The sequence below is a fragment of the Aestuariivirga sp. genome, from assembly GCF_037139295.1.
Lineage (GTDB): Bacteria > Pseudomonadota > Alphaproteobacteria > Rhizobiales > Aestuariivirgaceae > Aestuariivirga.
In genome coordinates this window covers 131960-146010 of sequence record NZ_JBAXGR010000001.1, presented here as the reverse complement: position 1 = coordinate 146010, position 14051 = coordinate 131960, and the positions used below count along the sequence as shown (strand labels likewise).

Sequence of the window (14051 nt, the reverse complement as noted above, 5' to 3'; positions counted from 1 at the left end):
CCGTCACCTGCCCGGAAGCCGTAATTCGATGCCGCCTGCCGCAGATCCCAGCCTCAGCCTCAGCGACCGTCTGACGACACTGCGGGGCGCTGCATGGAAGGTGCTGCTGCGCGAGGCAGAAGCCTTCGCCTATCTCGTCACCGGCCTTCCCATGGCGCTTCGCCGCGTGTTCCGCGGAAAGCCCACGCTGGCACTTGCGCCCGCCGAATATCTCCACCGCTACTATGCGTGGACCTATTGGCAATTGCCCTGGGGTCCTTTCAAGGCAGTGGTCGCCGCCATCGCCTGGCCGATTGCGCTGCCCATCGCCATCTTCATTTTTGCCCGCCGCAACGCCCGGGTCATCGCGGAGCGATCGGGCGTCAGTCCGGTTTCTCAGGTCCTGGGCCAGGTCGAGATGGCCGCGCGCTACGCCATCGCCCCCTTCTGGTACTACATGTTCGAGCTGCATCTGCCGGAGCGGAAGAAGCAGGCGCAATTCTACCTTACCGCGCATGAGACGATCGGTCCGGCCTATTCGCTGCTGCAGCCGCCGGAGGACTCCGACGCGATGGACGACAAGATCTGGTTTGCCGAGCATTGCCATGAGCAGGGGGTGCGCGCCGTGCCCGTGCTCATGCACTTCTCCAAGGGCGAGCGCCAGCCGTTGAAGGGCGGCAGCGATGTGCTTCCCGATGGCGACCTCTTCGTGAAGCCGCGCTCAGGCTCGGGCGGCCACCGCATGGAACGCTGGGACTTCGTGGGCGAGGGCCGCTACCGCAATGCGCATGCGCAAATCCTGACGCGCGCGCAGCTGATGGACAAGCTTGCTCGCCAGTCGCTGAAAGATGATTTCCTCGTCCAGCCGCGCCTTGCCAATCATCCCTCGCTTGATGACATCTCGAATGGCGCGCTGGCGACCGTGCGGCTGCTCACCTGCCGCAACGAGCAGGGCAGGGCGGAAGCCACCAATGCGGCCTTCCGCATGGCCATCGGTAATTCGGTGGTCGATAATTTCCACCAGGGCGGGCTGGCGACTGCCGTCGATCTGCAAACGGGCGTCATCGGCATCGCCGCCGACATCGGCATCCGTCCGGATGTCGGCTGGCGCGACACGCACCCGGTGAGTGGTGCCCGCTTCGCCGGTCGCACCTTGCCGCACTGGAGCGAGGTCGTGGCACTGGCGGTGAAGGCGCATGAGGCCTTTCCGCAACGCATGGTGGTGGGCTGGGACGTCGCCATGCTGGCCGACGGCGCCATGATCATCGAGGGCAACGGCAAGCCCGATCTCGATATCCACCAGCGCGCTGAACGTGGTCCCGCTGGTGAGAGCCGCATCGCCCATCTCCTTGCCTACAATGTCGACAAGCGGAGCTGAACCGGCGCAAGTTGCTGGTCTGGCCGTGATTTGCTAAGCCACGCGCGTCTTGTTCGGACCTGAAAGCCCATTTTTTGATGCTCCTTCCCAATGCATTCGATCTACGCACCGGCCTGCGCCAGCTGGTTTCGCATGGCAGCGTGGTGCTGCCGCGTGATACCGGCATCCGGTTCGAGCGCTGGATCCGCGGTTTCGAGGAGAAAAAGAAGCGGGATGCGGCCGATGGTGCAATCGTCTCCTTCGGCAAGAGCGGGCGCACCTGGGTGCGCGTCCTGGTGTGGCGCTACCTGTCGCAGAAGAACGGCTATCCCAGCGATCGCATCTCTGGCTTTGACGAGTTCCGCGATCGCCGGCCCGGCGTGCCCGTGCTGTTCTTCACTCACGACAACTACCTGAAGGATTTCCTCGGCCACGACCGCAAGGCCGAGATCTATGGCGCTCTGCCCACCGTGCTGCTGGTGCGTGACCCGCGCGATACGGCGGTGTCGCAGTTCTTCCAGTGGAAGCACCGCATGCTGGCGCGCAAGAAGGTCATCAATGACTATCCGCTGGCGGATGAGACCAGCGTGCATGACTTCATCACCGGCCAGCAGGCCGGCCTGCCGAAGATCATCGACTTCATGAATGACTGGGCCGCAGCCGCGCCGAAGATGCAGAAGTTCCTCGTCGTCCGCTATGAGGATTTGCGCGCCGACACCAAGGCCCAGCTTCGCCGCGTGCTTGAATTCTTCGGCGAACATCCGACTGACGCCGAACTCGAGGATGCCGTCACCTTCGCCTCGATGGACAACATGCGGCGGATGGAAGTCGAGAACGCGCAGAAGACTGGCGCCCACCGCAGCATGAAGCCCGGCAATGCCGATGATCCGTCGAGCTTCAAGGTGCGGCGCGGCAAGGTTGGCGGCTGGACCGACTACGTGACGGAAGAGCAGGCCGATGCGATCGACCGCTACGTGGCCGAAACGCTCTCGCCTGTCTTCGGCTACAAGTAGAGCGCATCAGGCCGCGAACAGCGGCCGCTCGTCCAGCGTCGGTGTGCGGCGCACCAGGTCAAGCGCGTCATGGCGCACGTGGTTGTGCTTCATCTCGTGGCGGATCATCGCTTCCGTCACCAGCCCCTTGTCGAAGCATTCGCGCAGCAGCCCAAAGAACAGCCGCTCCTGCCGCGGGTCGGGGTGCGTCTTGTATGTACCCATCATGCCATATTCGCCAAACAGCGTGCGGCGCACCCGGTTGTAGATGTTCTTCGGCGTCAGTGCGTTCTTTGATTCAGGTGCCCGGAAGTCCACCGGCAGGCCGGACTTCCACGGCTGGGTCTGGCGCTTGGTGTTGTGGATCATGCGGGTCTCGGGGGTGAGCGTGTCGAAGTCGTTCCAGACGGGCTCAAGCTCGCCGATCGAATCCTGCGGTTCCAGCAGCAGGGTGATCCACTTCATGTAGTCGCGCTTGAATTCGAACATCTCCTCGAAGTTTCGGCGCACGTTCCAGCTGGTGAGCTTCGGGTTATCGAGCAGCATCACGCTCGAGGCCCACACGCTCTCCTTGGTGCCGCGGCGGTGACGCGCCATCAGCGACTTGCCCTTCATGTCGCGTATCAGCAGTTCGTTGACGTTGGAGATGCAGAACACGTCGGGGTCCACCACCAGCGAGCGGCCCTGGTAATTCATCAGTTCGGGCGGCGCGAAGCGCAGCACGGTGAAGGACTGCAGGTCCTCATTCAGCCACTGCCGCTTCAGCCCATCACGCAAGTAGAGGCGGCCCTCGTAATCATTCATCCAGTCATATTTCGCCGTCTCGATCAGCTTCACCTCGAAGGCAGAAGGGTCCGCCGCGAAGCGCTCGAAGGAGTACTTGGAGACGATCGCGCCGACGATCTGCTTTTCATTGGTGTGGACGAAGATGGTGGGCTTCATGAGGCTAGGTCCTTCCACGGTTCAGACGGCGCATAGCAATATCCGCCCCTTCACTCAACTTTTGACCCCGGCAAGCTGACGCAGCCTCTGGCCGACCACCGCCGCATCATCCGGAAGCGGCGTTGCCGGAGCGTGCGGCGCCTTGCCCAGCGGCACCGCGTGGCCGCCGCGACAGAGCAGTGCGATGGCAGCACCGAGGTCACGCGGCCGCAGCAGGTCGGACGTCCGCTGCACCAGGCCGCCGATCCCGCCGGGCGGCGGCGGTTCGGCAATTGTCAGCGGTTTGCCCAGCCGCGCCACCTCGATCAGCATGGACAGGCTGTCGGCGGTCACGGTGAAGCTGTCGCCCAGCGCCAGCAGCCCGGGATAGGGGTTTTCGACCCCTGCCGCTCCCCACGTGTAAAGCCGGTCTTGCGGCCTCAAACCCGCCTTGAGGGCCGCCGCCACCCCTGCCGGGGTGCGGCGTGACGTCGCCGCATAGATCATTCCGTCCGCGGCATAGCCCCTGGTCATCTCGTCCAGCACGTGGCGCACGAAGCCAGGCTCCAGCCTCCGCTGCCCCATGTCCCCCCCCACCAGCAGCACGTTGAGCGGCCGCTGCAGGTCAGAGAATTCGGGGCCGAAGTGCTGGCGTGCGGCAGCAAGGTGGGCAGGGTCGAGCCCGATCAGCGGCATGGCAATTGGCAGCACGTTGGGCCGCCCGCGGTTGCGGTAATAGGGCGGCAGCACCACGAGGTCGAAGTCATTCCACAGGCCCTTGGGGGCGTTGAGCAGGGCAATGCGTGTCTTGCCGCCTGATTGCTGCTTGATCCACAGCGCCACGCAGGACAGCTGCCGGCCAATGGCCAGCACCACCTCGGGCCAGGGCCCTTCCAGCGGGTCGGAGGCGACGCGGTCGAGGTGTTCGAGCGACGGCCCGATGCCCGGCTTCGCGGCGAGCTGTCCGGGTAAGATCACGACGTTGCGGACCACGGCCTCAAGGCCGGTGGCCGCGGCGGCGCGCAGCACCTGCGCATTGTCCCCCGCCTTTGGCCCGGTCAGCACCCACAGTTGCGGCAGAATCCCCTCCCTTGGCATATCCGGGCTGGATTAGCCCATATTCGCGCCACAGGCGAGGCGGGCCGGCCCGATGGTTGATTAACCGGGGTCTCTATGCCATCCCACCCCTGTTCGAGCGGAGCATGGCCCGGTGCAGGAAAAGGTGAAGCAGAAGGCGGACAGGTCGCGGACACTGGTGATCCCGGTGGAAACGATCAACCGCGAACTCGACGCCAAGTTGCATCTGGCACTCCGCGCCGCCCTGCGCGGCTGGAAGGTCATCCTCGGTGGCCGCGCCAACATCAACCATTTCATCCCGCAGCTGCCCCCTTCCATCTACATCTCCAAGGGCCTGCGCGTGGGCAACAAGCACATCCTGCGCTTCATGGAGGGTTTCGGCCATGTGCCGGTCGCCCTCGACGAGGAGTCCTTGATCCGCCAGTCGGACGAGGCCCTGCTGATGATGCTGGACGACGAGACCTTCAACCGCCCGCGCCTGCTCTTCGCCTGGGGTCAGAGCAATGCCGATGTGTGGAAGCGTTTCAAGGGCTACCGCGGCACGCCCATCCTCGAGATCGGCAACCCGCGCATGGACCTGCTCAGGCCCGAGCTCGCCCCCTATTTCGAGCGCGAGGTGCAGTCGATCCGGGATCGCTTCGGCGACTTCGTGCTGGTGTCGACCAACTTCAGCATGGTCAACCACTTCATCCCGGAACACGTGCGCTTCGCCACGGCGGGCGATGTCGATGCGGATCGGGCGGATGCGCTGCGCGAGGGCCTCAAGGCCCATAAGCGGCTGATCTTCGATGCCTTCATCGCCGCCATTCCGGAGATCGCGCGGGCGGTGGCGCCGATGACGCTGGTCATCCGCCCGCACCCGTCCGAAAACCCGAAGAGCTGGGAGGCCGCGGCAGCGGGTGTGCCCAACGTGAAGGTCATTCACGAGGGGCCCATCGGTCCCTGGCTCATGGCCGCCCGCGGGCTGATCCAGAATGGCTGCACCAGCGCGGTGGAAGCGGGCGTCGTCGGCACCCCGGCGCTGGCTTTCCGTCCACATGTGTCTGACCAGTTCGAGGTCGAGCTCTCCAACCGTGTCAGCCGCGATTGCCGCTCGCTGCCCGAGCTCATCGCGGCGCTGAAATCGCTGCCGCCCAAGGGTCCCTTGCCAGATGCGCAGCTGACCTATCTCCGCACCCATATCGCCTCGGTCGATGGCGCTTTCAGTTGCGACCGGCTGCTTGACGCGCTGGACGCGTATGCGGACCGCCTCGTGGCCCCGCCGGCCCGCGGAGGGCTCGCCATGGCCGGCACAAGGCTCGCCCATTTCCGCCGCTATCCGCTGCGCGACACCATCAAGGGCCTGCGCAAGATGGGCTCGGCCAAGTCCTATCGCGCCCACAAGTTCCCCGGTCTGCCGGAAGAAGCGGTCACCAGCCGCATCGATCAGCTCCGCGCGGTCAGGCCGGAGCTCCCCTCCGTCACCGTTACCCCGCTGGCCGACAGCATCTATGCGATTTCCGCCGGGGCACCCGGGACGAGAGAGTAGCAAAAGCCGCGGCGGCATGGCAAAGAGGCGCCGGGAACGCTGCGGAATGAAGCGTGAACGAAGTCAGGGACCCTTAATGCACTCCATTCGTATCCTCGGCGCCGGCTCGATCGGCAATCACCTTGCCAATGCGGCGCGCTCCTTTGGCTGGCGCGTCACCCTGACCGACATCGACCCGGCAGCGCTCGAGCGCACCCGCACCTCCATCTATCCCCAGCGCTACGGCAAGTGGGATGATGAGATCGTGCTGAAGGACTCCCGCGCCGCCATGAATGAACCGGCCGACGTGGTGTTCGTTGGTACGCCGCCCGACAGCCACATCGCGCTGGCCAATGCAGTGCTCGACCAGGTGACGCCAAAGGTGCTGCTGCTGGAAAAGCCGCTGGCAGGACCCGACCTTGCGGGCTGTGCGGACCTGCTCGCCCGGCTGAAGGCCAAGGGTGTGTTCGGCGCGGTTGGCTACAATCACACGCTCGGCCAGAACACCGTGCTGGCCGACAGCCTGCTCAAGTCGGGCGAGATCGGCGCTGTCTCCACCATTTCCGCCCGCACGCGTGAGCATTGGGGCGGCATCTTCAAGGCGCACCCGTGGCTCTCGGGCCCGTCCGATTCCTACCTGGGCTTTGCATCGCGCGGCGGCGGTGCCACGGGCGAGCATTCGCACGGCATCAACATGTGGCAGCACTTCGCCAACTTGATCGGCGCGGGCCGCGTCGCGGAAGTCACCGCCGTGCTCGACATGGTTCAGGACGGCGGCTGCGACTATGACCGGCTGAGCTACGCCGTGCTCAGGACCGAGAACGGCCTTGTCGGCGACGTCATCCAGGACGTGGTGACAGAGCCCGCCGACAAGTCCTGCCGCATCCAGGGCCAGAAGGGCTTTGTCGAGTGGCGCGTCAACCACAGCCCCGGCAATGACTCGGTCGCGCTGGGACTCGGCGGACCCGTCAAGGAAACCCTCATCGCCAAGACCCGGGCAGATGACTTCAAGGCCGAGATCGCCCACCTCGAGCAGGTGATGGCGGGCAAGGTCCAGCATTCGCCCATCGCGCTCGAGCGCGGGCTCGACACCATGATGGTGATCGCCGCCATCTTCAAATCCCACCACGGTGGCCGCCGCGTCCAGATCGACTGGAGCAAGGGCTACGTGACTGACGCCATTCGCTAGCGGAGCATCCATGCGCAAGCCCTTCTCGTTTGAAAACCTCTTCGTCTACGACCTTGCCAACAATCACCAGGGCGACTTTACGCACGCACGCAACATCGTGTCCGCTGTGGGTTCGGTGAACCGCGAGGGCAAGATCAATGGCGCGCTGAAGTTCCAGTTCCGCCAGCTCGACAGCTTCATCCACCCTGATTTCAAGGGTCGCGCCGACCACAAGTATGTGAAGCGCTTCTCCGAAACGCGCCTCGAGATGAAGGATTTCGCCAAGCTCGCCGAGCATGTGCGCGCCGAGGGCCTTCTCACCATGTGCACGCCTTTCGACGAGGAGTCGGTGGACGTGATCTGCGACATGGGCCTCGACATCATCAAGATCGCCAGCTGCTCGGCCGATGACTGGCCGCTGCTGGAGAAGGTGGCGCGCGTCAACAAGCCGGTCGTCGTCTCGACGGCGGGCCTGCGCACCGACCAGATCGATGCACTCGTCAGCTTCTTCGAGATGAACCGCACCGAATTTGGCCTCATGCACTGCGTGGCGCTCTACCCGACGCCCGATGACAAGCTTCAGCTCAACCGCATCGCCGAGATGCGCGAGCGCTATCGCGGCATTCCCATCGGCTGGTCCACGCATGAGGACCAGGACAATACCTCGGCTGTCCAGATCGCCTATGCGCTGGGTGCCCGCATGTTCGAGCGTCACGTCGGCCTCAACACGGAAAAGCACAAGCTCAACACCTATTCCTCGACGCCCGAGCAGCTCGAGAAGTGGATCGCCGCCTTCCACGCCGGCCGCGCCATGCTCGGCAACGAGGAGCGTCCGCCGGTCTCGCTCGAGGAGCGCCAGACGCTCCATGACCTGAAGCGCGGCGCCTATGTGAAGCGCGACGTGAAGAAGGGCGAGGTGCTGACCCGCGCCGACGTGTTCTTCGCCATGCCGCTGCAGGACGGCCAGTTGACGTCAGGCCATTGGCGCGAGGGCCTCGTGGCCGAACAGGACTATGCCGCCAATGCGCCGCTGTCGCCTGCGATCGGCGGCACGGGCCAGAACGACGAGCAGCTGGTCTACCAGATCATGCTCCAGGTCCGCGGCATGCTGGCCAAGGCCAACGTGCACATCAATTCCGATGCCTCGATCGAGATATCGCATCACTATGGCCTGAAGCGCTTCCGCGAATATGGCGCGGTGATCATCACCTGCATCAACCGCACCTATGCCAAGAAGCTGGTCATCCAGCTGCCGCGCCAGAAGCACCCCTACCACTTCCACAAGCAGAAGGAAGAAACCTTCCAGCTGCTCGATGGCGACCTCGAGATCACCAAGGAAGGTGCAAAGTCCCGCATGGTGCCGGGCGACACCTTCCTGGTCGAGCCCAACCAGTGGCACAAGTTTGCAACGCTCGACGGCTGCATCTTCGAGGAAGTGTCGACGACCCACTTCAACAACGACTCCTTCTACGAGGATCCGGGCATCGCCCAGATGCCGCGCGACGACCGCAAGACCAAGGTCGACAACTGGCTCGGCTATTTCCGTGACAAGCACACGCTTTGACGCGGTGATCTTCGACTTCGACGGAACGCTTGTCGCTTCGGCTCCGGCCAAGCGGCAGGCGTTTTTCGACATCTTCCCCGCGCAAGCCGCAGCCATCGTCGCCGCGGTGCTGACGGATGATCCCGACGGCAGCCGCCACGTTGTGATCCCGCGCATGATCGCGGGCGCACGCGCGCGGGCGATCGCCCTCGTCGATCAGAATTACGTCACGCGCTATGGCGAAGTGTCAGAGCAGGCGGTGGCCGCCGCACCGGAACTTCCCGGCGCCACGGAACTGCTCAGGCGGTTATCACCCCTGATGGAACTCCACGTCTGTTCCAACACCCCGCAGGACACCGTCCGCCGCCACGTCGCGGCGCGCGGCTGGAACAGTTATTTCAAGGGCGTCGACGGTTACCCGACGGCCAAGCGCGACAGGATCGCCGCCGTCATCGCCACTCACAACCTTGTGCCGTCGCGCGTCGCCATGGTGGGCGACGGCATTTCCGATGAAGAGGCGGCAGCCGCCAATGCTTGCGCCTTCTTCGCGATCCGCGCCCCGGAAGACCTGATGCGCGCCGGGCAGTCACTGGAGGAAATCAATGTTTGAAGGCCGCCGCGTGCTCGTCGTGGTGCCCGCCCGTGGGGGTTCTAAGGGCGTCAAGCTCAAGAACCTGCGCGAGGTGGGCGGCGTGCCGCTGGTGGCGCTGGCGGGCCATGTGGCCAAGGCGCTGCCCTGGGTCGACCGTGCCATCGTCTCGACCGACCATGAAGGAATAGCGAAGGTGGCGGAGGAAGCAGGCCTCGCCTGTCCCTTCCTGCGCCCCGAAGACATTTCGGGCGCGATCATCAGCGACTGGCAGGTGCTGATCCACGCGCTCACCGAAATGGAGCGCATCGACGCCGTCACCTATGACGTCGTCATCATGCTGCAGCCCACTTCGCCCGGCCGCACGCCGGAACATGTCACCGCCACCATGGAACATCTGGTGAAGGGCGGCTTTGATGCAGTCTGGACGCTGAGCGAGACGGACTCCAAGGCCCATCCCCTGAAGCAGCTCAACGTCTCGCCCGAGGGCGGCCTGTCCTATTATGATCCGGCAGGTGCGAAAATCATCGCCCGCCAGCAACTGACCCCCGTCCATCATCGCAACGGCATCGCCTATGCCATCACGCGGCAATGCCTGGTGGACCAGAAGTCGATCATGGGGGCGAAGCCCGGTGCGGTGGTGGTCGAGGGCAACCTCCCCAACATCGATACCGAGCTCGATCTCGACTGGGCGAACTTCCTCATCGCACGCGGCAAGGACTAGCTGAACGTCCGGATCATGTCGCCGATACGGGTGACCGGTCCCACCGTCCTGATGCCACCCTGCGGCATGTAGCGGGCGAGCAGCGCCATCTGCTCCTCATTCAGTTCGCGGCGCAGGTGTCGCCACACCTGCTGCTTCTCCGCCTCGTTCAGCTTCTGCTGGTGAAACTGGAAATCGGTCGGCCTTTCTCTGGTCATCGACCCGCCGCCATGCGCCTGGCGCACTTCGTAGCTGCCGCGGCTCATGTCGCCAAGCTTCGCCCAGTCCGCCGTCAGCTGTTCGAGGTTCGGCAGCGCGTGTCCGGGCAGGGGGGCGACACCGAGGAAATTGATGGTCTCCAGCATCACCGCGGGCTTGGCCGTCATGTCCTCGTAATAGGCGGCGTGCTTCTGGCGCGCTTTGCAGCCGGTGAAGTAGCGGATGTTCTCGATGAAGCCGCGATACTCCTTGTAGCTCTTCTCCGCCGCACGAACGAAGGTCTCCAGCGGGTCGCGCAGCAGGATCAGCACCTTGTCCTCAGGCCTGGTCTGGGCCAGCAGCGGCTTGCTCTTGTCAGGCTTGGCACCCTTCCTGGCGTTGTGGGCGCGGCGGAAAACGGGCTCAAGCCCGGTGTCGGCCTTGATCAGCACGTCCTTTCCTGGCGTTTTCACGCCCAGGTAATGCTCCATGCAGAAGCGCATCCAGTTCAACCCGCTCCGCGGTGCCGAGACGACAAAGATCATGCAAACCTCTCAATCAGGGGCGTTCTATCACAAGATCGTTCGCACGAGTAGTTGCGGCAAGGCGGCCTAAAAGTCGTAGCCGAGCAGGGCGATAGTGTCGGCCCAGCGCTCCGCCACCAGGTCGCGACTCGAGGCGGAGTAATGGGAGCGGTAGTCCGTGCCGCCGCGATAGCTGCGCTTGTCCTCGGGCAGGCTCGCGAAGCTGAGCCCGGTCTCGGCGGAAATTTCTCCCAGCGCCCCGGCGAGCTCCTCGAAGCGGAACACCCGGTCGGCGATCACCACGTCGTCTTCGGTATAGAGCGAGCGATTCTGCACCACCGGATACTCATGCAGGAAGCGGTCGAAGTCCCAGCCCGCCACTGGCGGCTTGCGGCGGCTGAAGAAGTAGAGGCTCACGAGGAAGTCCCAGGGGTTCCGGTCGAAGGCATATTTGCGGTAGCTGCCGAACTGCGCCGCGGGCAGCATCGGGCGCGCCCGGGCGAGCGGCATGTGGTCGAAGAAGAAGCGGCGGTGCAGCACGCTGTCGCGTCCCACGAGGTCGCGGAACCACTCCAGCTTGGCCGTCATCAGGTCGATGGGCCACGCGCTGTAATAGTTGCGGCCTGCAACCGGCGGAATGGAAATGGGCGTCCATATGTCGTTGCCGTCGAGCTGCGGGATGATGGCGCGCTCGATGCTGGTTGAAGCCGTCTTGCGCGACTTCACCAGGATGAAGCGGCGACTGTGGGAAATGATCATCGCGCCCTCACCGACTCATGTCTGTGCAATGCGCTCCTCGTTGGCCACCCAGCGCGCCTCGCCGCCTTCCACCTCGTAGAGGCGGTCGGCGATGGCCGTCCAGGCCTGGCGGTGGGTAATGACCACGATGGTGTAGCGGCTCCGGAGGGCTGCAATGTTGCGCACGATGTCCTGCTCGGTCACCGGGTCCAGCGCGCTCGTTACTTCGTCGAGGATCAGCACTTCGGGGGATGTCACCAGCGCGCGCGCCAACGAAATGCGCTGGCGCTGACCGCCTGACATCTTGCCGCCCATCTCGCCGACGCTGCTTTCCAGCCCGTCCGGCAGATTGGCCACAAAGCCCGAAGCCTCCGCCTGGCGCAGCGCCTCATGCACCATCTCGTCGGTGATGTTCGGGTCGCCGAAGGTGATGTTCTCGCGCACGTCGGCGTGCAGCAGGCTCAGTTCCTGCGGCACATAGCCGATCTTCTGCCGCCACTTGAACAGGTCGATCTCGGTGAGCGGCACGCCGTCGATGGTGATGCGCCCGCGCTTTGGCTGGTAGAGGCCGATCAGCAGGTCGATGATCGTCGTCTTGCCGGCACCCGAGGGGCCCTTCAGTACGGTGATGCGGCGCGCCGGGATTTCGATGTTCACGTCGCGAATGATCTCGCGCTCGCCATGCGAGAAGGAAACGCCCTCGAAGCGGCAGGCATTGGTCAGCATCGGTTCATGCGTTCCGGGGTTCAGCTCGCGGTGGGCGTCGGCAAGGGCGATCTGCTCCACCATGCGCTCGTAGGACCGCTCATACTTCACCGACTGCTGCACCGCCTTCTGCACCTTGGCGATGATGTCGTTGATCTTGAGGAAGATCACGCCAATCACCACGATCTCCGGCAGCGTCACGTTCCACGAGGTATAGGCAAGATAGGCGGCAACGGTGATGAGCAGCGTCACCACCACCTCGTTGCCGAGGTTGAAGCCGAGCTTCGACACCTCCCCGGTGATCAGTGCGCGCCGCAGCTTCATCAGCGTGCGCCGCAGCGGGATCAGCATGGGCTGGAAGCGGTGCATCGCCTTCAGCGCCTTCATGTTGGCGAGCAGGTCGACGATCTTGACGGTGAGCAGCGCCGTCGTATCGGCCTCGCGCCGGCCTGCCGCGCGCGAGATCTTGATCAACCGGTTCATCGCTGCACCCACGATGATGCCCACTGCGATTGATGCCAGCGCCAGTTTCCAGTTGTAGAGCATCGCCACGCTACCCAGCAGCACGGCCTGCGCCAGCTGCGCCAGAACCTGCGCGGCCAGCAGATAGGCCTGGCTGGCGCGTGTTGCGTCATTGGCGATGGCGGCGGCGAATTTCCCGGCCTGCTGGTCGGCATAGAAGCGCCAGCTGGCGCCGAACAGCGAGCTGATCAGCCGCTCGCGGAAGCCGATGGCGATGTCGGCTGACACCACCGCGGCATAGGACAATGCGGCAAAGGAGATGACGGCCTTCAGCACGATGGCGCCTGCAATCAGCAGCACCAGCGTCTTGAAGTCGGGGGTAACACCCAGCCAGTCGATCATCCGCTGCGCGATCTGGTTGCTCTGCGATGACTTTCCGGCCTCGCCCAGCAGGGCCCCGGCGGCGGGCAGCAGCGCACCGATGCCGATCGCCTCCACCGCCGCGGCGGCAAGCAGGCTCAGCAGCACCAGCGTCGACTGCAGCCGGTCGCCCTGCAGGAATATCCTGAAGATCATCTTCATGCGTGGAAAAGCACCGATCGAGCGTCAAAATCGGGGCAGCAATAGCCCGTCCGGCAGGGGCACACAATGGTTGCGCCATTCAGCGTTTCTTGTCGCAAGGCTGAGCTTTTCTGCGGCCCACGCGGCGCGGTGGCTGCCGCCCCGTCGCGCCCGCGTCCGGTTGCCAAGCGTTGCGCAAGCCGGTTGCTGCCCCTAAGGAGGGTCCAGCAGCGGGAGCCCGGGGCCGTGATCGTCAGCAACACGCATAATTTCATCTTTCTCAAGGTCAGCAAGACCGGCGGCTCCTCGGTCGAGGCCTATCTCCGCCGCTTCTGCGGCCAGGGCGATATCGTCACCTGGCTCGATGACGACGAGGAGCAGGCGATCAAGGGCACTGGCGCCTGCCCGCCCATGGGCTTTGCGAAGCCTGCGGCCGGCGTGCCGCCGCTCGCCCGGCTGCTGATGGCCTTCAACCACCGCAAGACGCTGCGCCGCCATGGCCTGTCGCCGCATGCCAGCGCAGCGCGGGTCAAGCACTACGTGGGTGACAAGGAGTGGTATGGGCACCTCAAGTTCTGCGTCGTCCGCAACCCGCTGGACCGCAGCGTCTCACAATTCTTCTGGACCGCCGCCAACCGCGGTTGGGAGGATGCGGCAACCAACTTCCACGCCCGCTTTGACGAGTTCCTGCAGTTGAATGACTTCCGCCGCCTCAATGAAAAGGGCCGCGACGTCTATGCCATCGACGGCCGCGTGGTGGCCGACCGCGTGCTGCGTTTCGAGACGCTCGAGCAGGATCTTGGCCGCACCATGCGTGAACTCGGCATCGATACGCCGGTGGTGCTCACGCGCTTCAAGTCCACCCAGCGCCCCAAGGGTGATTTCGCCGCCATGCTGAACGACCGGCAGCGCCAGGTGATCAGGGATGCCTTCGCCTTCGACATCGAACAGTTCGGCTACGTGGTCTGAGGTTGCGCATCGCCATTCCTGCGTTCCGTCCAGCAGAGCCGCCTGCCGAGTCAGGCGG

The 14051-nt window shown here is 64.5% G+C and carries 13 protein-coding genes; 8 read left to right on the top strand and 5 right to left on the bottom strand.

The features are described from left to right. The first annotated feature begins 28 nt into the window (after window positions 1–28). Together WCJ41_RS00695 and WCJ41_RS00690 are read left to right on the top strand one after the other, a co-directional pair. Window positions 29–1357, top strand: coding sequence for a sugar-transfer associated ATP-grasp domain-containing protein (locus tag WCJ41_RS00695; protein ID WP_336903884.1), 1329 nt, complete (start codon window positions 29–31; stop codon window positions 1355–1357). A gap of 77 nt (window positions 1358–1434) precedes the next feature. Beyond that, a complete protein-coding gene (locus tag WCJ41_RS00690) occupies window positions 1435–2349 on the top strand; it encodes a sulfotransferase domain-containing protein (protein ID WP_336903883.1) in 915 nt (304 codons plus the stop codon). 6 nt (window positions 2350–2355) lie between these two features. On the opposite strand, the gene WCJ41_RS00685 is transcribed toward WCJ41_RS00690, so the two are convergent. Both WCJ41_RS00685 and WCJ41_RS00680 read right to left on the bottom strand, forming a co-directional pair. Beyond that, window positions 2356–3270 (bottom strand): hypothetical protein, encoded by a 915-nt coding sequence (locus WCJ41_RS00685; RefSeq protein ID WP_336903882.1) that lies wholly within the window; start codon window positions 3268–3270, stop codon window positions 2356–2358. A gap of 54 nt (window positions 3271–3324) precedes the next feature. Next, window positions 3325–4314, bottom strand: coding sequence for an ELM1/GtrOC1 family putative glycosyltransferase (locus tag WCJ41_RS00680; protein WP_336903881.1), 990 nt, complete (start codon window positions 4312–4314; stop codon window positions 3325–3327). Between the two features lie 157 nt (window positions 4315–4471). Between WCJ41_RS00680 and WCJ41_RS00675 the strand changes: the two genes are divergently transcribed. From WCJ41_RS00675 to WCJ41_RS00655, 5 genes are all read left to right on the top strand, one after another. Further along, on the top strand, window positions 4472–5854 hold the full coding sequence (locus tag WCJ41_RS00675) for a surface carbohydrate biosynthesis protein (RefSeq protein WP_336903880.1): 1383 nt from the start codon (window positions 4472–4474) through the stop codon (window positions 5852–5854). Between the two features lie 76 nt (window positions 5855–5930). Further along, window positions 5931–7022 carry a Gfo/Idh/MocA family oxidoreductase gene (locus WCJ41_RS00670; protein WP_336903879.1) on the top strand — a complete coding sequence of 364 codons (1092 nt, stop codon included), beginning with the start codon at window positions 5931–5933 and terminating at the stop codon, window positions 7020–7022. A 10-nt stretch (window positions 7023–7032) separates the two neighbouring features. Beyond that, window positions 7033–8565 carry an N-acetylneuraminate synthase family protein gene (locus WCJ41_RS00665; RefSeq protein WP_336903878.1) on the top strand — a complete coding sequence of 511 codons (1533 nt, stop codon included), beginning with the start codon at window positions 7033–7035 and terminating at the stop codon, window positions 8563–8565. After that, window positions 8546–9154: an HAD family hydrolase gene (locus WCJ41_RS00660; protein ID WP_336903877.1), complete on the top strand. Its 609-nt coding sequence runs from the start codon at window positions 8546–8548 to the stop codon at window positions 9152–9154. Before WCJ41_RS00665 ends, WCJ41_RS00660 begins: the two co-directional genes overlap by 20 nt. Further along, window positions 9147–9857, top strand: coding sequence for an acylneuraminate cytidylyltransferase family protein (locus WCJ41_RS00655; RefSeq protein WP_336903876.1), 711 nt, complete (start codon window positions 9147–9149; stop codon window positions 9855–9857). The genes WCJ41_RS00660 and WCJ41_RS00655 overlap by 8 nt, the downstream gene beginning before the upstream one ends. Here WCJ41_RS00655 and WCJ41_RS00650 read toward each other — a convergent pair. The 3 genes from WCJ41_RS00650 to WCJ41_RS00640 form a co-directional block, all read right to left on the bottom strand. After that, on the bottom strand, window positions 9854–10579 hold the full coding sequence (locus WCJ41_RS00650; RefSeq protein ID WP_336903875.1) for a hypothetical protein: 726 nt from the start codon (window positions 10577–10579) through the stop codon (window positions 9854–9856). The genes WCJ41_RS00655 and WCJ41_RS00650 overlap by 4 nt on opposite strands. Window positions 10580–10645: 66 nt before the next feature. Beyond that, window positions 10646–11317, bottom strand: a complete 672-nt coding sequence (locus WCJ41_RS00645; protein ID WP_336903874.1) for a hypothetical protein — start codon at window positions 11315–11317, stop codon at window positions 10646–10648. Between the two features lie 15 nt (window positions 11318–11332). Next, window positions 11333–13045 (bottom strand): ABC transporter ATP-binding protein, encoded by a 1713-nt coding sequence (locus tag WCJ41_RS00640; RefSeq protein WP_336903873.1) that lies wholly within the window; start codon window positions 13043–13045, stop codon window positions 11333–11335. A 225-nt stretch (window positions 13046–13270) separates the two neighbouring features. Between WCJ41_RS00640 and WCJ41_RS00635 the strand changes: the two genes are divergently transcribed. Beyond that, the gene (locus WCJ41_RS00635) at window positions 13271–13993 is read left to right on the top strand and encodes a sulfotransferase family 2 domain-containing protein (protein WP_336903872.1); all 723 of its coding nucleotides are present in this window, start codon (window positions 13271–13273) and stop codon (window positions 13991–13993) included. The last annotated feature ends 58 nt before the right edge of the window (window positions 13994–14051 follow it).